The organism is Lagierella sp. ICN-221743, assembly GCF_037890055.1.
In the GTDB taxonomy this organism is placed as follows: domain Bacteria; phylum Bacillota; class Clostridia; order Tissierellales; family Peptoniphilaceae; genus Mediannikoviicoccus.
On record NZ_JBBKBD010000010.1, the window covers coordinates 40261 to 61933 of the forward strand.

17 protein-coding genes are annotated in these 21673 nt (G+C 36.1%); 2 read left to right on the forward strand and 15 right to left on the reverse strand.

The features are described from left to right. Positions 1-32: 32 nt before the first annotated feature. From WKS98_RS06070 to tadA, 3 genes are read right to left on the reverse strand one after another with little or no spacing between them, the layout of a single operon-like run. Entirely contained in the window at positions 33-4265 is a 4233-nt protein-coding gene (locus tag WKS98_RS06070; protein ID WP_498917777.1) for an acyl-CoA dehydratase activase-related protein, read from the reverse strand. Beyond that, positions 4255-5172: a tRNA modification radical SAM protein MnmL/YtqA gene (gene mnmL, locus WKS98_RS06075; RefSeq protein WP_498917779.1), complete on the reverse strand. Its 918-nt coding sequence runs from the start codon at positions 5170-5172 to the stop codon at positions 4255-4257. Before mnmL ends, WKS98_RS06070 begins: the two co-directional genes overlap by 11 nt. 38 nt (positions 5173-5210) lie before the next feature. Continuing rightward, a complete protein-coding gene (gene tadA, locus WKS98_RS06080; RefSeq protein WP_498917780.1) occupies positions 5211-5669 on the reverse strand; it encodes a tRNA adenosine(34) deaminase TadA in 459 nt (152 codons plus the stop codon). A gap of 114 nt (positions 5670-5783) precedes the next feature. Between tadA and WKS98_RS06085 the strand changes: the two genes are divergently transcribed. Then, positions 5784-6908: a ribose-phosphate pyrophosphokinase gene (locus WKS98_RS06085; protein WP_498917782.1), complete on the forward strand. Its 1125-nt coding sequence runs from the start codon at positions 5784-5786 to the stop codon at positions 6906-6908. A gap of 64 nt (positions 6909-6972) precedes the next feature. Here the strand turns inward: WKS98_RS06085 and ahpF are convergent, their stop codons facing one another. The 10 genes from ahpF to yfcE all read right to left on the reverse strand — a co-directional run bounded on the left by ahpF (position 6973) and on the right by yfcE (position 17427). Next, on the reverse strand, positions 6973-8490 hold the full coding sequence (ahpF, locus tag WKS98_RS06090; RefSeq protein ID WP_498917783.1) for an alkyl hydroperoxide reductase subunit F: 1518 nt from the start codon (positions 8488-8490) through the stop codon (positions 6973-6975). Next, positions 8490-9059 carry an alkyl hydroperoxide reductase subunit C gene (ahpC, locus tag WKS98_RS06095; protein WP_498917785.1) on the reverse strand — a complete coding sequence of 190 codons (570 nt, stop codon included), beginning with the start codon at positions 9057-9059 and terminating at the stop codon, positions 8490-8492. The genes ahpF and ahpC overlap by 1 nt, the downstream gene beginning before the upstream one ends. Positions 9060-9265: 206 nt before the next feature. Continuing rightward, a complete protein-coding gene (gene gnd / locus WKS98_RS06100) occupies positions 9266-10669 on the reverse strand; it encodes a decarboxylating NADP(+)-dependent phosphogluconate dehydrogenase (protein ID WP_498917787.1) in 1404 nt (467 codons plus the stop codon). An 18-nt stretch (positions 10670-10687) separates the two neighbouring features. After that, positions 10688-12028 carry a GntP family permease gene (locus WKS98_RS06105; RefSeq protein WP_498917789.1) on the reverse strand — a complete coding sequence of 447 codons (1341 nt, stop codon included), beginning with the start codon at positions 12026-12028 and terminating at the stop codon, positions 10688-10690. A 17-nt stretch (positions 12029-12045) separates the two neighbouring features. Then, complete coding sequence (locus WKS98_RS06110; RefSeq protein ID WP_498917791.1) at positions 12046-13560, reverse strand: gluconokinase; 1515 nt, start codon at positions 13558-13560, stop codon at positions 12046-12048. Between the two features lie 68 nt (positions 13561-13628). After that, on the reverse strand, positions 13629-14060 hold the full coding sequence (locus tag WKS98_RS06115; protein ID WP_498917816.1) for an aminotransferase class IV: 432 nt from the start codon (positions 14058-14060) through the stop codon (positions 13629-13631). 81 nt (positions 14061-14141) lie between these two features. Then, positions 14142-15134, reverse strand: a complete 993-nt coding sequence (locus tag WKS98_RS06120; protein WP_498917818.1) for a cell wall-binding repeat-containing protein — start codon at positions 15132-15134, stop codon at positions 14142-14144. Between the two features lie 21 nt (positions 15135-15155). Then, on the reverse strand, positions 15156-16475 hold the full coding sequence (locus WKS98_RS06125) for a hypothetical protein (protein WP_498917793.1): 1320 nt from the start codon (positions 16473-16475) through the stop codon (positions 15156-15158). Between the two features lie 100 nt (positions 16476-16575). Continuing rightward, positions 16576-16788 (reverse strand): glutamine amidotransferase-related protein, encoded by a 213-nt coding sequence (locus WKS98_RS06130; protein WP_498917794.1) that lies wholly within the window; start codon positions 16786-16788, stop codon positions 16576-16578. 96 nt (positions 16789-16884) lie between these two features. Next, the gene (gene yfcE / locus WKS98_RS06135; protein WP_498917796.1) at positions 16885-17427 is read right to left on the reverse strand and encodes a phosphodiesterase; all 543 of its coding nucleotides are present in this window, start codon (positions 17425-17427) and stop codon (positions 16885-16887) included. Between the two features lie 43 nt (positions 17428-17470). Here yfcE and WKS98_RS06140 point away from each other — a divergent pair, with 43 nt between their 5' ends. Beyond that, positions 17471-17866, forward strand: a complete 396-nt coding sequence (locus tag WKS98_RS06140; RefSeq protein WP_498917798.1) for a GtrA family protein — start codon at positions 17471-17473, stop codon at positions 17864-17866. Here the strand turns inward: WKS98_RS06140 and WKS98_RS06145 are convergent. Both WKS98_RS06145 and uvrA read right to left on the reverse strand, forming a co-directional pair. After that, positions 17849-18784: a glycosyltransferase family 2 protein gene (locus WKS98_RS06145; protein WP_498917800.1), complete on the reverse strand. Its 936-nt coding sequence runs from the start codon at positions 18782-18784 to the stop codon at positions 17849-17851. The genes WKS98_RS06140 and WKS98_RS06145 overlap by 18 nt on opposite strands. A 70-nt stretch (positions 18785-18854) precedes the next feature. Further along, complete coding sequence (gene uvrA, locus WKS98_RS06150; RefSeq protein ID WP_498917802.1) at positions 18855-21671, reverse strand: excinuclease ABC subunit UvrA; 2817 nt, start codon at positions 21669-21671, stop codon at positions 18855-18857. Positions 21672-21673: the final 2 nt, after the last annotated feature.

Sequence of the window (21673 nt, forward strand, 5' to 3'; positions counted from 1 at the left end):
CCAATTTTATAATTTGAATTGTTACAATTTTTCTACATTTCCGCTATAATTTCTTTTCTTTTCAATATTTCCTTAGCTTGAGATAACATTAACTTTATTCTATTTACTTGGTTTACCTCACTAGCTCCAGGGTCGTAGTCAATTGGAACGATGTTTGCATCAGGGTACATCTTTCTTACTTTTTTTATTACGCCCTTGCCTGTAATATGGTTTGGCAAACATCCAAATGGTTGAATACATACAATATTATTTGCACCAACCTCTATTAACTCAACCATTTCTGCAGTTAATAACCAACCTTCACCATATTGATTTCCTAAAGACACTATTTTTTCTGCTCTGTCTTCAAGGTCTGTAATATATAACGGAACATGGTATCTAGTACCTTCCAGTGCACGCCTAATATATTTTCTGTAGTATTCAATATACTTGACGCCCATTTGTGAAACAAATGCAGAGAATTTACCCTTTGATAGTAGCGTTGCCTTGTGGGTAGTGTTTCTCAAGCAGTAGAGCACAAAGTCAGTCAAGTCTGGAAGCACGACTTCGTTACCTTCAGCTTCCAAAATCTCTTGCAAGTTATTATTTGCCTGTGGAAGATACTTAACTAATATCTCACCAACTATTCCAACTTTTGGTATCACTTTTTCTTCTATCTCAATATCAGAAAAATCTTTTACAATTTTATCCACATTCTTTTTGAAATTACTTGTGGCACTTTTCTTAATGTCCACTCGACACTTATCTATCCAAAACTTCTTTAAGTCGTCAGTCTCTCCCTTAATAACTTCATATGGTCTTGTGGCGTTGGATAACCTCATGATTAAGTCACCATATAAAATTGATATAATCATCTTGTGAGCAAGGGGCGCCGAAATTTCAAACCCTGAGTTTGTTTCAATGCCCTGGGCCGATAGAGCTATCACCGGAATGTTTGAATAGCCTGCTTCTGCAAGTGCCTTTCTAATGAAGCCTACATAGTTTGATGCTCTACATGCACCACCGGTTTGAGTCATAAGAAGGGAAATATTATCGGTGTCGTATCTTCCTGATTTTACTGCTTCCATCATTTGACCAACAACTGTGATTGATGGATAGCATGAGTCGTTGTTTACATACTTAAGTCCCTCGTCAATAACCTTTGAGTCAACATCTTTTAGAAACTCTACATTGTATCCTTCCGTTTCAAAGGCAGCCTGCATAATTGCAAAGTGATCCGGTGCCATTTGAGGTGCTAGTATTGTGTGAGTCTTTTTCATTTCCTTTGTGAAGTCAATGGTTTCAATATGGAAATCGTCATCTTTTATTACTGGCTTTTTGTCCTTTAAAGCCTGTGTTAATGACCTTAGTCTTATTTTAATTGCACCAAGATTTGAAACTTCATCTATCTTAATCAAGGTGTAAATTTTTCCCTTTGATTGTAAAATTTCTGAAACTTGGTCTGTAGTTACTGCGTCAATTCCACATCCAAATGAGTTTAGTTGAACCAGTTGTAAGTCCTTTGAATTTGAAACAACTTGCGCCGCCCTGTATAGTCTTGAGTGGTACACCCATTGGTCCAGTACCCTAAGTTTACCTTTAATGTCGTCTTCATAGGTAATAACCGAGTCTTCAGATAGAACCGCCCATCCTAAAGATGTTATTAGTTCTGGGATGCCGTGGTTTATACCAGGGTCCACATGGTATGGCCTACCTGCAAGGACAATTGCATTGATGCCCTTTTCTCTAATGTAGGAAAGTGACTTTTGCCCTTCCATTCTTATGTCTTCCCTAAAGGCGTGGAACTCATCCCAAGCCCTGTCCAGTGCATTTTTTATCTCTGATTTTTTAAGTCCTTCACATTTAAGTTCTTCGTAAAGTCTGTCTGCTAACTTCTTTTTGTTTTGAAGAGATAAAAATGGATTTAAAAATTTAACTTTTTCGTCATCTAAGTTTTCTAAATTATTTTTTATTACTTCTGGATAACCTGTTACAACAGGACAGTTAATATTGTTATCTACATTTTCAAATTCTTGCTTTTCATAGAAGATTGAAGGATAGAAAATAAATTTAACTCCCTTTTCTATTAACTCTTCTATATGGCCATGTACCATCTTCGCAGGGAAACACGCAGTCTCACTGGTTATGGAAGCAATTCCCCTTTCGTACATCTGTCTGTCGGATTTGCCTGAAAGTACAACTTCATATCCAAGTGATGTGAAGAAGGTAAACCATAGCGGATAGTTTTCATACATATTTAAAACCCTCGGCATACCAACGGTGCCCCTAGTGGCCTTTTCCTTTGAAAGTGGCTTATAGTAGTTAAATAGCCTATTGTACTTATATTCATACATGTTTGGAAGCTTTGAGTCATTTGATACTTCTACACCTGCTCCTCTTTCACATCTATTTCCAGTTACATATCTTTTGCCATTGTTAAAAATATTTATTGATAACTTACAGTGGTTTGAACATCTATTACACTGTGCATTTTTTTGCGTATAGGTAAAGACTTCAAGTTCTTCCTTATTTAAAAGAGTTGTTGCCCCAGTACTTTTTTCCTTCGCCATTAAGGCCATTCCCATGGCTCCCATAAGTCCAGCTATTTCAGGTCTTACGGCAGTTCTTCCGGTTACCTTTTCAAAGGCCCTTAAAACTGCATCGCCATAGAAGGTTCCTCCTTGAACAACTATGCTCTTGCCCAGGCGTTTAGGGTCACGAACCTTTATTACCTTTTGAATTGCATTTTTTATTACAGAGTAGCAAAGTCCCGCCGCAATATCCGGAACGCTTGCTCCCTCTTTTTGCGCCTGCTTTACCTTAGAATTCATAAACACAGTACATCTTGAGCCAAGGTCCACAGGGTGTCTTGATTTTATTGCCTCTTTTTGAAACTCCTCCGCAGTATATCCTAGGGATTTGGCAAAGGTTTCAATAAATGAGCCACATCCAGATGAACAAGCTTCATTAAGCTGTATGGAGTCGATTATCCCATCGGATATATGCATGGCCTTCATGTCTTGGCCACCAATGTCCAGTATAAAGTCCACGTCATTTCTAAAATATGAGGCAGCTTTGTAATGAGCTAAGGTTTCAACCTCTCCCACATCAACATTTAACGCAGCCTTTATAAAGTCTTCTCCATAACCTGTTATACCTGAACATGCAATCTTTGCCTTGGGATTTAATTTGTCATAGATTTCCTTTATAACTTCAATAACAAGTTCCAGTGGCTTGCCGTAGTTATTGCCATATTTGCTATATAAAATATTATCGTCTTTGTCAATTAAAACAACCTTTGAAGTGGTTGACCCCGCATCAATTCCTAAATAACATGGTCCTTCATATGTGCTTATGTCGTTTTTCTTGCTGTAAGCTCCACCATGGCTCTTTAAAAACTCTTCATATTCTTCATCGTCTTTGAATAGAGGTTCTAAAACCTGCTCCTTATCCACTTCAACTTCAATTGGTCTATTTATTTTTTCAACTAGCTCTTTAAATGGTATTTCCTCTAGCTCCCTTGATGCAATTGCCGCACCCATGGCAACAAATACTTCGGAGTTTTCAGGAACGATAAAATTATTGTCATCCCTTCCTAATGTCTCTTTAAATCTTTCCGCAAGTTGGTCCAAAAAGTGTAGTGGACCACCTAGTAGGGCAATGTTTCCCTTAATAGGCCTTCCACATGCAAGGTTTGAGATGGTTTGGTTTACCACAGACTGTAGTACTGAAACCGCAATGTCTTCCTTGGAAGCACCTTGATTTATTAATGCTTGAATATCTGTCTTTGCAAACACACCACAACGGGATGCAATTGAAAAAATATTGTTGTAATTCTTTGCATACTCATTTAATCCCGATGCATCGGTTTTAATTAAAGATGCCATCTGGTCGATAAAGGCTCCCGTTCCACCGGCACAGATGGAGTTCATTCTCTGTTCCACATTGCCTGTTACATAAGTTATTTTACTATCTTCGCCACCGAGTTCGATGGCAACGTCAGTTTGTGGAATAAATGTCCTTATGGCAGTTGTTCCAGACACAACTTCTTGAATGAAGTTTATATCCCAATACTTTTCTACAAACATACCTCCAGAACCTGTAACCATAATTGTAATGTACTTATCTGGGAACTCTTTAAAAGCATCCAAAATAACAGACTTAACAGTCTCTTCCACATTTGATTTATGTCTTTTGTATTCTCTATATAATAGTTTGTTGGATTCATCAATCACAACTAATTTTACTGTGGTTGATCCAACATCAAGCCCAACATTATAAGCCATGACTACCTCCTAGGGCACTGCCCTGAAAAATGTTTCTCTTCTTTAATTCTTTATTGATATTCCCAATGACCTTTATCTTGTCCCTTGGCCAAAGGGGCTTAAATAATTTATTTTTATCAGGATCACCTGTAATCCTATGTATAATTATATCTTTCCTAAGTAAATGGATAGCGTCACAAACTGCGTCAATGTATTCATCCATTTCTATTATTTTAAACCTAGTATTTAAATAGTAATCATAAAGCGGACTATCCCCATAAATATAAAGGCTGTGAAACTTAACGCCCCATATGGGAAGGCCGTTAATGTACTTTACAGTATTCATATAGTCTCTATGTTTTTCAAAGGGTAGGCCAAAAATTATATGGGCAATTGTTTTAATGCCTCTGTTATGTAATAACAAAACCTGTTCTTTAAAAACGCTATTCTCATAGCCTCTGTTTATTATTTTTGCAGATTCTTCGTTTGAAGTTTGAAAACCAAGTTCAACCCAAGTTTCATACTGATTTGAAATTTCTGCTAAAAGATTTCTTATGTCTTCGTCTATACAGTCGGGCCTAGTTGCTATGGAAATGCCAACTATATTTGGATGACTCAAAGCTTCATAATATTTTTCCCTTAAAACCTCCACCGGTGCAAATGTATTTGTAAAGGACTGAAAGTATGCTATGTACTTGTCAGACTCACTTTTGTGTTTCAAAAAATTTATTTGTGAATCAATCTGTTCAGTTATGGATAGTCTCCTACTTCCTGCAAACTCTCCTGCACCTTCGTCGCCACAAAAAATGCAACCGCCTTTTCCATTTAATCTATTTGGGCAGGTAAATCCTGCGTCAATGGAAACTTTAAGAATCTTTTCTCCAAATGTATTTTTTATATAAGTTGATAAATCGTTATATCTTTGCATGCCATTATACCTATTCTAATTAATATAACACAATATCATTAATTCTTTCTTAAATCTTTAAAAAAGTTTTGTAAAAGACAGAGAGACTCTTCCAGTAATATTCCACCTTCAAAGTCCACTGTGTGATTAAGTTCTTTCCTCTGTAAAATATTATCCACCGAGCCTACAAAACCCCTTTTTATATCATAGGCGCCAAAATAAACTTTTTTTATTCTTGAATACACCATCGCAGAAGCACACATGGCACAAGGTTCTAAAGTTACATAGAGTTCACAGTCAATAAGTCTCCAACTTTTTATTTTTTTACTAGCCTCTTCAATGGCAATAAGCTCTGCGTGCTTAAGAGGATTTTGTAAAGATTCCACCAGGTTATGTGCCCTCGCAATTACTTCGTCATCTTTAACTACTACACATCCCACTGGCACTTCTTTTAATTCATATGCCTTTTTTGCTTCATTTAAAGCCTCTTTCATAAAGAAAAAATTTTTATCTTCCATTTAACCCTCCGACTTTTATTATAGTACATTTGGAAATATTTATCTCTTTTATGTTTGAGAATTAGTACCAACTGTGATATTCTTAAGTTAAAGTAAATTTGAAGGGAGCTACAAATGTCTGAAGAATTTTTTTCTGATGCCCCTTATGGAGAGTTGGGGTTAATAGTATTAAAAAGTTGTTGTCAATTAGGTAAAGAAGTTGATGGATTTTTAAAAGAACAGTACGGTATAAAGGATCCAGATTTTACATTTATTACCGACATTTCTGAAGTGAGATTTTCGAATGGAGAAGGAAAAGTCACTATCAACGAAACCGTTAGAGGAAAAGATATCTACATCCTAGCAGATATCGGTAACTACGGACTTACTTATAAAATGTATGGCATGGAAACAAGAATTGGTCCAGATGAACACTTTGCCGACATTAAAAGAGTTATCTCTGCAATTAACGGAAAGGCTAGAAGAATAAATGTAATCATGCCACTGATGTACTCAAGTCGTCAACACAGAAGAAAGGCTAGAGAGTCATTGGACAATGCAATGGCATTACATGAACTTCAACATATGGGAGTACATGGAATTTATACATTTGACGTACATGATCCAAATGTTCAAAATGCAATCCCACTACTAACTTTCGAAAATATTTATCCAACTGCAGAAATTGTAAAAAAATTTGTGGAAAAGGAAAATATAACACAAGAAGAATTAGAAAAAAATGATATGATTATCATAAGCCCCGACACTGGAGCTATGGCAAGGGCGGTTTACTATTCAAACGTTTTAAAGCAAGACATTGGTATCTTCTACAAGAGAAGAGACTACAGTAGAATAGTTGACGGAAAGAACCCTATAGTTGAACACAAGTACATCGGTCAAGATGTTAAAGGTAAGGATATCTTAATCGTAGATGATATGATTGCATCTGGAGAATCTGTACTTGACATCTGTATACAACTTAAAGAGCAAGGTGCAAAGAGAATATATGCAGCAGTATCATTCTCACTATTCACAGAAGGCCCAGCAAAGTTTGACGACTTCTATGAGAGAGGACTACTAAATGCAGTTTACTCAACTAACTTAACCTATGTTCCAGATGAAGTAAAGAATAGACCTTGGTTCAAACAAGTTAATATGTCAAAACTTTTAGCTAAATTTATCTACAATATAAATCTAGATATTTCACTAAGTGGACTACTAGATAAGACAAGAGGAATTAAGAGAATAGTTAAAGATTAAGTTTTAGCCCTTGCATTGCAGGGGCTTTTTGTTTTTCAATAAAAGAGGAGGGTCTCCCCTCCTTTTATAGTCTCATAAGATAGTTGTATGCACCAAGGGATGCAGTCGCTCCACTTCCCTGTGCAATTACAATTTGTTTAAAGGCACTGTCGGTGCAGTCTCCCGCAGCATAAACTCCTTCAATACTTGTAGCACCAAATTTATCTACCAATATTTCACCAAATTTATTTTTTTCGACATTTTGAGTCCATTCGGTGTTTGGCACAAGACCAATTTGAATAAAGCATCCATCAATATCTTCTTCTATGATTTCGCCATTCAATCTGTTTTCATATTCAATGGACTTTAATGTCTTGTCACCTTTTAGGGCCTTAGTATTTGCATTTGTAACAACTCTTACATTTGAAATTTCTTTAAGTTTTTCTTGTAAGACATTGTCTGCCTTAAGCTTGTCAGAACGTTGTAGCAACAATATTTCACTTGCTATGGAAGAAAGTTCAATGGCGGCTTCAACTCCCGAGTTACCACCGCCTATAACAACCACCTTCTTGTCTTTAAAAAGCGGTCCATCACAGTGTGTGCAATAAGCAACGCCTTTATTTTTAAATTCTTTTTCTCCAGGAATTCCCATGGACCTCCATCTTGCTCCCGTTGCAATTATAATTGACTTTGCAGGAATTTCTCCTCTGTTTGTTTTTAATTTTAGAGGAGAGCCCTCCACTATTTCAATCGCATCTACATCATCATAAATGGAAACTTTATATTTATTTAAATGTGAGCGAACACTTTCCATATACTTAGGACCTTCTATATATTCCATTCCCGTAATATTTTCGATTCCCGAAGTATCTTCAACCTGTCCACCATATTCCTTTGCCACCATTGCCACATCTAGACCTTTTCTCGCTCCATAAATTGCAGAAGTTGCCCCTGCTACACCTGCACCTACAATAAGCATGTCTAGAGTCTTATCTATGTTTAATTCCTTCTTTGAAGAGTCTCCAATAACTTTTTCTAATATTTTATCAAGGCTGGTCTTGCCAATATTAAAAGTCTCGCCATTTAAAAAAGTTGTTGGAACAGACATAACGTCTCGCTCTTCAACATAGTCCTTAAAGAAACTTCCCTCCACCATGGTGTGGGTTATTTTAGGATTTAGTACAGCCATTATGTTTAAGGCCTGTACTACTTCAGGACAATTGTGACAACTCAAACTAACTATTGTTTCAAAATCAAGTTCTTCTTCAATGGATTTTATCATTTGGATTTGCTCTTGTTCAATCTTTGGAGTTCTTCCTCCAACTTGAAGTAACGCCAATATAAATGACTCAAACTCATGACCAAGTGGAACGCCAGCAAAGGTTACTCCACTTATCCCTTCAGAAGTTAATTTGAAACTAGGTTTGAATTTCAAATCCTCTTCCACTACAGATAACTTGTCTGAAAGAGATGCAATCTCTTCAACAAAATCCGTAAGTTTTTTAGAATTTTCGTCATCTCCCTTAGATAATAAAATTACAACTTCCCTTTCGAGAAGTTGTAAATATTCACGTACTTGATTCTTTAAGTTCGTATCAAGCATTAAATCTTACCTACAAGGTCAAGACCTGGAGTTAATGTTTCTCCTGATTCTTTCCATTTTGCAGGGCATACTTGATTTGGATGTTCACGTACGAATTGAGCAGCTCTTAGCTTGTCATATACTTGACTTGCATCTCTACCAATTCCATCCGCATTTATTTCTACAGTTTGAACAATTCCGTCTGGATCGATTATGAAAGTTGCTCTTTGAGCAAGTCCAGCTTCTTCGTCTAACACATTGAAGTCTCTTGAAATTTCTTTGTGTGGATCAGCTAGCATTGTGAACTCAAGCTTGTTAATAGCTTCTGAATAGTCATGCCATGCCTTGTGCACAAAGTGAGTGTCTGTTGACATTGAGTACACTTCTGCGCCTAATTCTTGTAACTTTGCATATTGATCTTGCATATCTTCAAGCTCTGTTGGACATACAAAAGTAAAGTCTGCTGGGTAGAACATTAATACATTCCACTTGCCTTCAAAATCCTTGTTACTGATTTCAACAAATTCTTCTTTCTTTGGGCAATATCCCATAGTCTTAAACTCAGGGATGTGCTTTCCTATTTGTGACATAATACCTCCTAAAAATTAATTTTCAAAAAATTATTTGATATTTATTATCAATTTGAATTATAGCATATACCTTATAGTTTTGCAAGGTATTGTTGATAAAAATTAAATTCATTTGATATTGTTACAATGTTTTATAATCATTACAATCATTTGTGTTTAAATTATATTTCCTCAATTAAAAAAGGACGCCTTAGACGCCCCTTTAATTATCTATTCCATTTGTGATGGAAAGTTCCTTCCCTATCTAACCTCTCAAAAGTATGAGCTCCAAAATAGTCCCTAAGTCCTTGAATCATATTTGCTGATCCTGGATAGGTCTTAAGGCTGTCAAAATATGAAAGGCCACTGCTAAGTGCAGGTATAGGTATTTCAAGTTCCATTGCTTTTGCTACAACTTTTCTAAGTGATTTAGAGCAATCTTTTACTACCCCTTCAAAAACAGGACTTAGTAGTAGATTTGAAAGTTTTGGATTTTCTTTATATGCATCCATTATTTCTTTTAATAATCTACCTTGAAGTATACATCCCGCAGTAAATCCTTCTGCAATTGATTTATAGTCAAAGTCCCAGTTGTACTGGGCTGCAGCTTCTTTTAAAAGCGCAAAGCCTTGAGCATAAGCTATGATTTTCGAAAGTAGTAGAGCCTTTTTAATGTCGTCTCTCCAAGTTTCAATATCAAGTTTTTCATGGTTTTCCCTTGGATAAAGCTCATTAAATTCTTTTCTTTCTTCGAACATTGACGAAATAACCCTTGCATTTAATCCAGCAACTAGTACAGAGGTTTCAACTCCCAAGTCGATGGCTTCAAGAGCCGCCCACTTGCCTGTGCCCTTATGCTTAGCTTTGTCCTTAATGTTTTCTAACAAGTAAGAACCATCTTCGTCCTTTTCTTTTAAAACATTAACAGCAATGTCAAGTAGGTACCCCGATTGTATACCATCTTTAAAATATTCAAACTCCTTCGCCATTTGATCGTTGTCAATTTTAAAAGCTTCACGAAGAATCAAATACATCTCTGCAATAATTTGCATGTCACCATACTCAATGCTGTTGTGAACCATCTTCACATAGTGTCCTGCACCGTCAGTTCCAGCATACTTACAGCAAATACCGCCTTCTTCGTTTTTTGCAGATACCGCTTCAAGAAGTTCTTTCACATGTGCATAGGCCTCTTTGTCTCCACCGGGCATAATTGCAGGGCCAAGTCTTGCTCCCTCTTCTCCCCCAGAGACTCCAACGCCTAAAAAGTTAATGCCATGTTCCAACAAATCATTTGTCCTTCTTATGGTGTCTTTATAATATGAATTGCCCGCGTCCATTATGATGTCATCTTTTTCTAAATATTTTAAAAGTTCATGACACATTTGGTCCACTGGATCTCCAGACTTAATCATAAGAAGAACTCTTCTAGGTTTTTCTAAACTTTCCACAAAGTCTTTCAGGGAGGAAAAACCCTCTAAGTTACCTGTGGCATCTTCTTCTAAAGCCTTCTTTAACGGCTCTTCTGACCTGTTGTATACAGCAAGCTTATATCCTTTGTCTGCAAAGTTAAGTGCAAGGTTCTTGCCCATTACAGCCATTCCAATGATTCCTAATTTATTTTTAGACATTTTTCCTCCTCTAATATTCTATACAAATAAACTTAATATTAATGCTACTATAAGACCAGTTAGTCCTATCAAAGTCTCCATAACTGTCCATGAACGCAATGTGTCCTTTGTGCTTAGTCCAAAGTATCTGTTAACTAGCCAGAATCCTGAGTCGTTAACATGACTGAAAGCAGTTGATCCAGCTGCAATTGCAATTACAACTAGCGCTGGTTCTACTGAAGTTCCTTGGATAATAGGAGCTACGATTGCCGCTGCTGTAGCCATTGATACGGTAGCAGAACCTGCTGAAACTCTTACTACAACCGCAATTATAAAAGCTAATATTATTGGACTTAGGCTTAGTGTTGCAAATGACTTTCCAACTGCATCACCAATTCCAGAGTCTACAAGAACTTGTTTGAACACACCACCTGCTCCAGTTACAAGGATAATAAGTCCTGTTGAGTTAAGAGCAGCATTTGAAACTGATTGTATGTCTTCCATTGAAAGTCCTTTAAATCTTCCAAGGATTACAAATGAAAGTAGACATGCAATTATAAGAGCTACAATTGGATGACCTATAAATGAAAATACGGTTCTCATGGTGTTACCTTCAGGTAGCATAGCAGCTGTTGCAGTGTTTAGAAGAATTAACACGATTGGGAATATGATTAAGAACATTATTGAACCAAATCCTGGTAGCTCATGTTCCTTTGCTTCAATAACATTGTTATTAACTTCCATATACTCAGGAACTTCCGCCATAATCTTTCCACCAATGTAATGTCCCCAAAGAGGTCCAGCTATAATTGCTGCAGGAATACCACAGATTATACCGTAAAGAATAACCTTACCTAGGTCCGCTCCAACAAGTTCAGCAACCATGATAGGTCCTGGTGTAGGTGGTACGAATGCGTGAGTTACTGCAAGACCTGCAAGTAGTGGAATACCATAAACTAGTACAGATTTTTTAGAACTCTTTGCCAGTGCATACACAAGTGGCACTAAAATTATAAATCCAACGTCAAAGAAAACCGGAATTGAAACTAAGAACCCTGCTATTAGCATTGCCCATTGAGCTTTTTCTTCTCCAAAGATCTTCAAGAAAGTTCTAGCAAGTTTTTCAGCTCCTCCACTAATCTCAAGCATTGCTCCAAACATTGCTCCAAGACCGATTACAGTGGCTAAGAAACCTAAAGTTCCACCCATACCTGATACCATAGAGTTTACAATCTCTCCCAGTGGCATCTTAGTTGCTACCCCCATAAATAAACTAACTATTAATAGGGAAATAAATGCATGAAGTTTTACCTTCATAACTAAAAATAATAAAATTCCTACCGTTACAACTAATAACAGTATAAGCGATGTTGCTGACATAACGCCCTCCTAAATATTTATTTATCATCTACAGAACTTGAAAGATTTGCAAGCTCATGTAGTAATGACCTATTTTGTGCAATGGCCCTCTTATATATATCGAACTCCTTGTCCCTTCTGTAGTTTTCAATAGGCAAGAATTCCTTTCCAGATATGAAGTAGTCCTTTGCGTCATCAAGATTCTTTATCTTTCCAATTGCAAGAATACCAAGCAAGAACGCTCCAAATAGCGGTCCATCTCCCTGCTCAGTAACAAACACAGGCCTGTCAACTATGTTGCAAAAAGATTGAACCCATACATCCGATTTGGTGAATCCACCATTTACATAAAATTCATTTACCTTTGTGTCGGTGGCCTTAAGTAGAACTTCAAACACATCCCTTAAACAGAATGACACACCTCTAATGGCAGCTATTAAGATGTCCTTTGAATCATGACCATGGGATAGTCCCAGTGCACAGCCTTTTAAATCTGCATCCCAATAAGGTGCCCTTTCACCGGAGATAAATGGAAGAAATACAATTCCATTTCCATAGTCCTCTGGGTTAAGACCTTCGAAAACTTCATCAAGGTGCTTATCAATACTTAAATTATTTCTAATCCATTCATAGAAAATTCCACCATTATTAATTGCGCCACCAGAAACATATAGCTCATCACTTAAGATATACGAAAAAATTGCACCGTTTTCGTCAATAAGTGGATGATCCGTAACAACCCTAAGGGCTCCAGAAGTTCCCACTGTGGACACTGCAGTTCCCTTGTTTAGACCATGGGATCCAAGATTTGCAAGACAGCCGTCACTGGCACCAAGAACTATTGGAATATCTTTTTCAAGACCTATATCACTTTTAAACTCATCAGTTAATTCATCCATAACATGGGTTGTACTAAATACCTTAGGCAAGTTCTCTTCAGTTATGCCTGCATATTCTAATGCTTTTTCATCCCACTTTCTAGAATGAATATTATACATTCCCGTTGCAGATGCTATGGACTGGTCAACAACCCATTCCCCTGTCATCCAATGTAAAATAATTTCCTTTATACCAACAAATCGTTTTGCATTTTTAAAGATCTCTCTTTCTTTCTCTCTTAAGTAAATTATTTTATAAAGAGGACTCATTGGATGAACCGGTGTTCCCGTTTCTCTATAGATTTCAATGCCCTTGCCGTCTTTCTTTGCCCTTTCAACAAAATCTTGACTTCTTCTGTCATTCCACAGCATAACATTTGTAAGTGCATTGTTATCTTCATCTACTGCAACAAGAGAGTGCATATATGCAGATAAGGAAATAAAACCAACTTCTTCCCTCTCAACATGAATTTTTGAAACAAGTTCCTTTAACACAGAACTTAAATTCCACTTAATGGCATCGGGCTCTTGCTCCATAAAACCGCTTTCCGGCTTTACAATATTTGAGTTTCTATAGCTTTCATTAACTACAAAACCCCTTTCATCATATACAATTCCCTTGATAGTAGTAGTGCCTATGTCTATACAGATATATCTCATAAAATCACCTTTCATTCACTTCAATATTTTAACCATCTCTTACTTTTAATGATATAGTATTTTAATTAAAATATCAATGTAGTTTATTGCTCATGATTATAATAAAATCCCAAAATTTCAAGTTTTTTATCGAATTCCTTTGTTATTTTATTTCTTTTGAAATTAAATTCTCCTAATGCGTCAAACTCCACATAGCCCATTAGCGAATTGGTAATAAAACCTGAATCAAAATCATTTAAGTCATCTTTTTTAATAAGCGCTTCCTCCACATCAAATTGCCTAATGAAAAAATTTCTCATAACGCCATTTAAAATACCTGTAGAAACCTTTGGTGTAAACATTTTCTCGTCCTTAATAAAAAAGATATTTGATACTGCACCCTCGGCAATATAGCCATTTTCATTTATAAAAATCGGTTCAAAAAAACCTTCTTCTTTTGCCCTTCTCTTCTCCAAAATATTATCCATATAATTAGTAGCGAGAACCTCTCTCCGGCCATCATGATGAAGCGACAGCTAACCGAAGGTGACAACAAATCTACAAAAAAAGAACCCAGGATTTCTCCCAAGTTCTTTTGACTTTACTTTGTTAACTCTTTAAAACACACTTTCATTAATCATTTTATTTCCACCTACAGCTGTAAGTTTTTGTACTTTTTCTCTAGAAATATAACCCTTTAGTGATTGTGGTGCTCTGTTTTCTCCTGTTAATAGAATTGGCATATTTAATAGTCCTCCTACTGGTCCTATTACTAATGCATCCATCCACTGTTCGCCATTTGCAACAAAGATTTCGTCTGACTTTTTAATTCCATTAACCGCTATATCCATAGCCGTATCATATCTTGTGTCTCCTTTTAATCTTTCTGACACTGTTGGTAGTGAAGATTCCAGTCTCTTTGATACTGTTTTATAACCACCAACAATTGATACTTTCTTAATACTAAGTTCTTTTATGGCATCTTTAACTGAATTTGGTAAACTATATTCTCTTACCAATAGTATTGGATAGCCTTCCCTTGCTGCGTAAGGTCCAACTGTTAATGCATCTGCAAACACTTCTCCAGATGCTATTACTGCATGTTCTAGATTCCCAGTTTTAGCAACTACTTTCTTTGCTACTTCTGCTGATGTTTCATATCTATCCCAACCATAAATTCTTTCTACACGATCTTTGTCGATTTCAGCTAGCTCTCTTCTAACAGTTTCTGAAACAGATGATCTTCCACCAACAATTATTACATCACTAGCGCCAAGTCTTTTAATTTCCGCTTCTACTCTAGGGTCTAGCTTGTATGGTTTTGTTAATAGGATAGGCGCTTTTAATTGCTTTGCAAGTACTGATGCTGTCATTGCATCTGGGAAGTTAGAAGCATCAACAACTATAACAGTGTCCGCTGAACCAAAGTAGTCCTTAGAAATCTTAATAGCTGTCTCAATTCTATCTTTTCCATAAACTCTATCTCCTTCAGGTCTTGTTAGTATTTTTGACTTAACCTTTACAGCTTCTGACTTTTTGCCATTATAATAATTTTCAGTCCATGCAACTACTTCTGTTTCATCAGCTACCTTATTTCCTGGAATTATTATTTTTCCAGTTTTTTCATCTACCTATACATCTTTATTAGTTGTCTTCCATTTAAGGTCCATGTCGTCTCTTGTTACTACAACAGTTACAGCTTGTTTTGAACCTTCTGGTATATATGTTACATGAATTGTTCTAACACTACCATTTTTTCTTGGTAATGTTATTTCAACACTTCCATTATCTTTAGCTTCTATATTTGGTTTTAATGGATCAATACCTTTTTCTATTATGTCTGCTGTATATACTGTATCCTTATTAAGAATTCCTTTAACTTCAGGTTCCCATCCATTAAATGCATATGTGCCTGTTCCATCCATGTTAATATCTTCTGGAACTGTTATGTTCTCTACACTAGTTCCCTTTGAATATAAAAATGTCATTGAGAATATATTTCCACTGTCATTTTCAATAAAATATTCCGCATTGTTTTTAAATGACTTATTTAATACAAAATTGTTAAATTGGTTTTTTGGCATCTTCCAAGTTACTCTTATCTTTCCATTAGCTGCTGGTTCTTTAAAAGTATAGGATGCTACTTCAACACCATTTTTATCTTCCGTTGTTATATTTACCTTTTGATAGCCTTTTAGAATTTTATTAGCATAACTTTCTGCTAATTCCATTGCTTTTTGTTTTGCATTTGATTTTGTTGCTATAAATTCTTCCGTCTCTCTTATAGTGTCTAATTTCCCATCTTTTTGCTCTATTAATACAGCCTTGTATTTTTTCATATTAGATTCATTATGAAATATAACTTTGAATTTAGCTGTACCTATTTCATTTGTCCCTCTATAATCTTTTCTTTGAAAAGTAAAATTTAACTCTTCTCCTATAAGATCATTAACTTTTATCTTATCTGCATCTACATTTAACTGTGAACTTATTTTTGAAATAATTTCTTCTTTTAATTTTTTCTCCGCTAAATCTTCTTTATCTTCTCCTGGATACTGTTTAGCTATACTTACGACATCAATGGCATTTTGGTTTTCTACTTGGAAAGTCACAAATAAATCATCAAGTGTATAATTTCCGCTAGAGCTAACAGCGCAGTTTGATAGCAAAGAATTTGCCAGTCCTATTCTATCAATATCTTTAAGTAATGTTTCTTTATAATTATCTCTTATAAATATATCTGCTTCTCTTTTTTCTTTGTCTAGAACAGCATAATACATAACTTTATTACTTTTCATATGACTTTTTACTGTGTTATTAAATGATGAACTTATCGAACTATATAGATCTTTTACAAATTTAGTTTCACTATTTCCTTCCGCAAACACCGTCCCTATACTTCCAAAAATCATAGTGAAAGCAAGAAACATTGCCATTATTTTCCTTTTCATTTTATCCTCCTGTTAATTATAGTTACAAATGTTTTATCAGACTTCAGCACTAAAGACAAACTAACATTCATCCTACATACCACCATCAATTTCTATCTCATCATCCCTGTCCATTCCAAAGTACTCTTTTACCGATTACAGGTCGTCCCGGTCCCGGAGAAATAATTACATTATCAAAGTCAAGTTTCAAAAGTTCTTCGAAACTTATTTCATCATTTTTTATTACAATTGGTTTCTTTCCAGTAACCTCAGCCACCAGTTGAAATAGGTTGTAAGTATATGAATCATAGTTATCTATAATTAAAGTTTTCATTTTCGCTTCTTAGTTGTTTGAATAATAAAATTATATAATACTATGGGGTTTAAGCAAATGAAAAACCCTCCTACTGTGCAGTAGCAAGGGTTTCTTTTAATATTCTAATGTATCTATAATTTCTCCTGTTTCAATGTCAATTAGTTTTACATCTTCTTCTGTTATAACTGCAATTGATGCGCTGCCATCTTTTGGTATTGTGGTTGACCCTGGGTTAATAACTATTATTCCATCTTCTTCTTTTAACACCTTCACATGGGTGTGTCCGGACACTGAAAATTTTGCGCCCTTTTCCTTGGCCCTTTTTATCCTATCTTCTTCACTCTCTTCGTATCCATGGATACCATAGATTTTTACGTAATCAAATTTAAAGAGCTGTTCTTTTTTGCTAAGATCTTTTCCTATAACCATTTCGTCCACGTCTGCGTCACAGTTGCCTCTAATGTAGTAGATGTTGTCCTTTTCTGCAAGTAGTTTTGCAAGTTCTTTTGGATTGTAATTTTTTGGCAGGTCATTTCTTGGACCATGATATAGCACGTCTCCACAGTGAACAATGTATTTGCAATCTTCTAATAGTTTTAGTGCTTTTTCCACTTCGACTATGTCTCCATGTGTGTCTGATATTATTCCTATTTTCATTTTTATTACCTCCCTATGCTATAATACTTGTGGGGTGAATGTATTGAAAAAAATTGATTCAACTTTTATAAAATTCGCCATTGTCGGTGTTGTAAACTCCATTGTTGGAATGAGTATAATGTTTATTTCCTACAATGTTCTACATCTTGGATATTGGTTGTCCTCGTTTTTGAACTTCTCTTTGGCAAGTATACTATCTTTCTTTTTAAATAAGAATATTACTTTTGAGTCAAAGGGCAATACTGGGACAAAGGCAATTCGCTTTGCATTAAACATTGCCATTTGCTACCTTATTGCATATGGTATGGCAAAGCCCTTTACCATGTGGATTTTAAAGGGTCAACCAGTTAAAATTCAAGAAAATATCGCAATGCTCATTGGCCTTGGACTCTTTTCTATTTTAAATTATTTTGGTCAAAAGTTAATTGTCTTTAAATAGGTCTTCTGATTTTTCTTTTATGATATAGGAAGGCCTATTTTTTACTTCTTCATATATTCTTCCAATGTATGAACCGATTATTCCTAAAAAGACTAAGTTTACTCCACCGATTATTAAAAGTAAACACACTATTGTTGCAAAGCCTGGAACGTCTTTACCCAGTGCCAAGGTCTTTATGGCAATGTATAGCGCATAAAAAAATCCAATGGCTGAAAGGATTGTCCCTAAAAAAATCGCCAGGTCCAGTGGGGCTGTGGAGAAGGAAATAATTCCATCAAGGCCATATCTGAAGGAGTCCATAAACTTCCACTTGGTCTTTCCCCTAAGTCTTTTGTAGTCTTTTATTTCTATATATTTTGTGTTGTATCCCACCCAGTTGAAAATGCCCTTTGAAAAGCGCCTCTTTTCGTTAAGGCTAAGGATGGACTCAACAACTTGTCTTTTCATTATTCTAAAGTCTTGAACGCCAGGGGTAAGTTTTACGCCTTTCCCCGTTCTATTCATTATCTTATAAAACTTTTTTGCACCAAAGTTGTAAAATTTACTGGTGGAATTTCTGTTCATTCTGATTGTGGCAACCACATCTGTGTTGTCGTCAATTTCCGAAAGCATCTGTGGTATTAATTCGGGAGGGTGTTGTAAGTCTGCATCCATAACACATACTAAGTCTCCCTTTGAAAACTTTAGTCCCGCCAACATTGCGGATTCTTTTCCAAAGTTTCTTGAGAATGAAATAAATTTTACTTTGCTGTCATTTGCAAAGTTCTTTATTATATTTAAACTATTGTCGCTACTTCCATCATCAATGTAGATGATTTCATAACTCATATCCATACTGTGTAAAACTCTCGTAAGTCTTTCGTTAAAAAGGTTTAGTGAGTCTTCTTCGTTATATACGGGAACTACAAAACTTATCATACAAACCTCCATATGAATTTATTATAGTTTAAAAGGGCGAAATAGTAAAAGGCCTTCTCAATGAGAAAGCCTATTTTGCTAAAATATCTTTTAAAAATTGTCCTGTGTAAGATTTTTTCACCTTTGCAACTTCTTCTGGAGTTCCCTTTGCAATTAGAGTTCCTCCTCCACTACCACCTTCTGGACCAAGGTCCAAAATATAGTCTGCAGTCTTTATAACGTCAAGATTGTGTTCGATTACAATAACTGTGTTACCTTGATCAACTAACATATCTAAAACTTTTATAAGCTTGTGGATATCTGCAGTGTGTAGTCCTGTTGTTGGTTCGTCTAGAATATAGATGGTCTTTCCCGTGGACCTCTTGGAAAGTTCCGTTGCAAGTTTAACCCTTTGGGCCTCTCCCCCAGAAAGTTCCGTGGATGGCTGTCCAATCTTTATATATCCCAGTCCCACATCATTTAGGGTTTGCAGTTTATTTGCAATGCTTGGAATGTTTTTAAAGAATTCAACGCCTTCTTCAACGGTCATATCAAGCACGTCATAAATATTTTTGCCCTTGTACTTCACCTGCAAGGTCTCTCTATTATATCTCTTGCCATGGCAAACTTCACATGGCACATAGATGTCTGGTAAAAAGTGCATTTCCACCTTTACTGTACCGTCGCCTTTACAAGCTTCACATCTTCCACCTTTAACATTGAAGGAAAATCTTCCCTTTTTATATCCTCTCATTTTGGCTTCGTTTGTAGATGCAAATAAATCTCTAATGCTGTCGAAGACCTTTGTATAGGTTGCAGGGTTGGACCTTGGAGTTCGTCCAATTGGAGACTGGTCAATTTGAATAACTTTGTCCAGTTGTTCAATGCCCTCTATGTCTTTAAACTTCCCGGGCTTTGTCTTTGCCCTGTTTAGTTCCTTGGCTAAAACTTTATAAAGTATTTCATTTACTAAGGAGCTTTTGCCCGAGCCTGAAACTCCTGTAACACAAGTTAGTACGCCCAGCGGAAAATCGACGTCAATATTTTTTAAATTATTTTCCTTGGCGCCCTTTACTTTTACAAAGCCTTTAGGCTCTCTTCTTGTTGATGGTATTTTAATTTTCTTCTTGCCTGAAAGATATTGTCCTGTTATTGAATCTTCGACTTTTATAATGTCGTCTATTGTACCTTCCGCCACCACATGTCCACCGTGAATCCCCGCACCGGGACCAATGTCCACAATATAGTCCGCCATTCTCATGGTGTCTTCGTCATGTTCCACTATAATAAGTGTGTTACCAATATCAGTTAACGACCTTAGGGCTTCTAATAATTTGTTGTTGTCCCTTTGATGTAGTCCAATGCTTGGCTCGTCAAGTACATAAACAACTCCCACAAGGGCTGAGCCAATTTGGGTTGCAAGTCTAATTCTCTGTGACTCTCCTCCAGACAAAGTGCCGGAAGCTCTGGACATGGTCAAGTACCCAAGGCCAACGTCGTCTAGGAATTTTAATCTGTTTTTGATTTCCTTTACAATATCATGGGCAATAACTTCCTTTGCTCCGGTCAGTTTCAAATTGCTAAACCATTCATAGGACTCAGTTATTGGCATATCTGTAATATCAATAATGTTTTTGTCTTCTATTTTAATAGAAAGATATTTGTCCTTTAGCCTCTTACCCTTACATTTTGAACACTCTATCTCCGTCATGTATTCGCCGATTCTATCCTTCATGTTGTCTGAGGCACTTCTATATCTTCTATCAAGATTATTAATTACACCTTCAAACCTTCCACGATATCTTTTAAATCCTGAGAAGTGGCTCTCAAAAGAAATTGTAATTTCGTCCTTTGTTCCATATAGAATTTCGTCAATCATCTTCTTTGGAGCTTCCTTAAAAGGCTTGTCTATTGGAAATTTGTTTTTGTCGAGAACTGCCTTTATCATTTCATAGTAATAGGTTCCAGGCTTTGAAGTGGCAAATGGATCCACTGCTCCTTGTTCAAATGAAAGGTTGTAGTTTGGTATAACTAGGTCCGGGTCTATTTTTAGATGATGCCCAATTCCGTTACACTCTTCACACATTCCATAGGGATTGTTAAATGAAAATGATCTTGGTTCTATCTCTTCATAGGACACATGGCCTTCAGGACAAGTAAGCTTCGAACTTAGTAGTAGCTCTTCTCCGTCGATTATGGAAATCTTTATAACTCCATCGGAAAGTCTAAGTCCCTGTTCGATTGAGTCTGTAAGTCTTGACTCAATTCCTTCTTTTACTATAATCCTATCTATTACTATATCTATATCGTGCTTTTTAGTCTTGCTTAACTTTATGTCTTCAGAAAGCTCAAACATCTCGCCATCTATAACGGCTCTGATGTAACCTTCCTTTCTCATGTTTTCAAGGAGCTTTTTATGCTCTCCCTTCTTTCCAGACACAATCGGCGCAAGAACTTGTAGCTTTGTCCTCTCTTCGTAGGACATAACCTTATCCACCATTTGGTCTACAGTTTGGCTGGTTATCTCCTTTCCACATACTGGACAGTATGGAGTGCCCACCTTTGAATATAGCAGTCTCAAATAGTCATATATTTCCGTTACCGTTCCCACTGTGGAACGTGGATTTTTACTTGTGGTCTTTTGGTCAATAGAAATAGAAGGAGAAAGTCCTTCTATATATTCTACATTCGGTTTTTCCATTTGACCCAAAAACTGTCTTGCATAGCTGGACAGTGACTCTACATATCTTCTCTGTCCCTCTGCATATATGGTGTCAAAAGCTAAGGATGACTTCCCCGACCCAGAAAGGCCAGTAATAACCACCATCTTGTCTCTAGGTATGGTTAGGTCGATATTTTTTAAATTATTCTCCTTAGCACCTTTTATTACAATTTTATTTAAACTCAATT

Coding starts and splice junctions, on each gene's coding strand:
- WKS98_RS06070 (WP_498917777.1), bottom strand. CDS start 4,265: ATGGCTTATAATGTTGGGCTTGATGTTGGATCAACCACAGTAAAATTA.
- mnmL (WP_498917779.1), bottom strand. CDS start 5,172: ATGCAAAGATATAACGATTTATCAACTTATATAAAAAATACATTTGGA.
- tadA (WP_498917780.1), bottom strand. CDS start 5,669: ATGGAAGATAAAAATTTTTTCTTTATGAAAGAGGCTTTAAATGAAGCA.
- WKS98_RS06085 (WP_498917782.1), top strand. CDS start 5,784: ATGTCTGAAGAATTTTTTTCTGATGCCCCTTATGGAGAGTTGGGGTTA.
- ahpF (WP_498917783.1), bottom strand. CDS start 8,490: ATGCTTGATACGAACTTAAAGAATCAAGTACGTGAATATTTACAACTT.
- ahpC (WP_498917785.1), bottom strand. CDS start 9,059: ATGTCACAAATAGGAAAGCACATCCCTGAGTTTAAGACTATGGGATAT.
- gnd (WP_498917787.1), bottom strand. CDS start 10,669: ATGTCTAAAAATAAATTAGGAATCATTGGAATGGCTGTAATGGGCAAG.
- WKS98_RS06105 (WP_498917789.1), bottom strand. CDS start 12,028: ATGTCAGCAACATCGCTTATACTGTTATTAGTTGTAACGGTAGGAATT.
- WKS98_RS06110 (WP_498917791.1), bottom strand. CDS start 13,560: ATGAAAGGTGATTTTATGAGATATATCTGTATAGACATAGGCACTACT.
- WKS98_RS06125 (WP_498917793.1), bottom strand. CDS start 16,475: ATGAAAAGGAAAATAATGGCAATGTTTCTTGCTTTCACTATGATTTTT.
- WKS98_RS06130 (WP_498917794.1), bottom strand. CDS start 16,788: ATGAAAACTTTAATTATAGATAACTATGATTCATATACTTACAACCTA.
- yfcE (WP_498917796.1), bottom strand. CDS start 17,427: ATGAAAATAGGAATAATATCAGACACACATGGAGACATAGTCGAAGTG.
- WKS98_RS06145 (WP_498917800.1), bottom strand. CDS start 18,784: ATGATAAGTTTTGTAGTTCCCGTATATAACGAAGAAGACTCACTAAAC.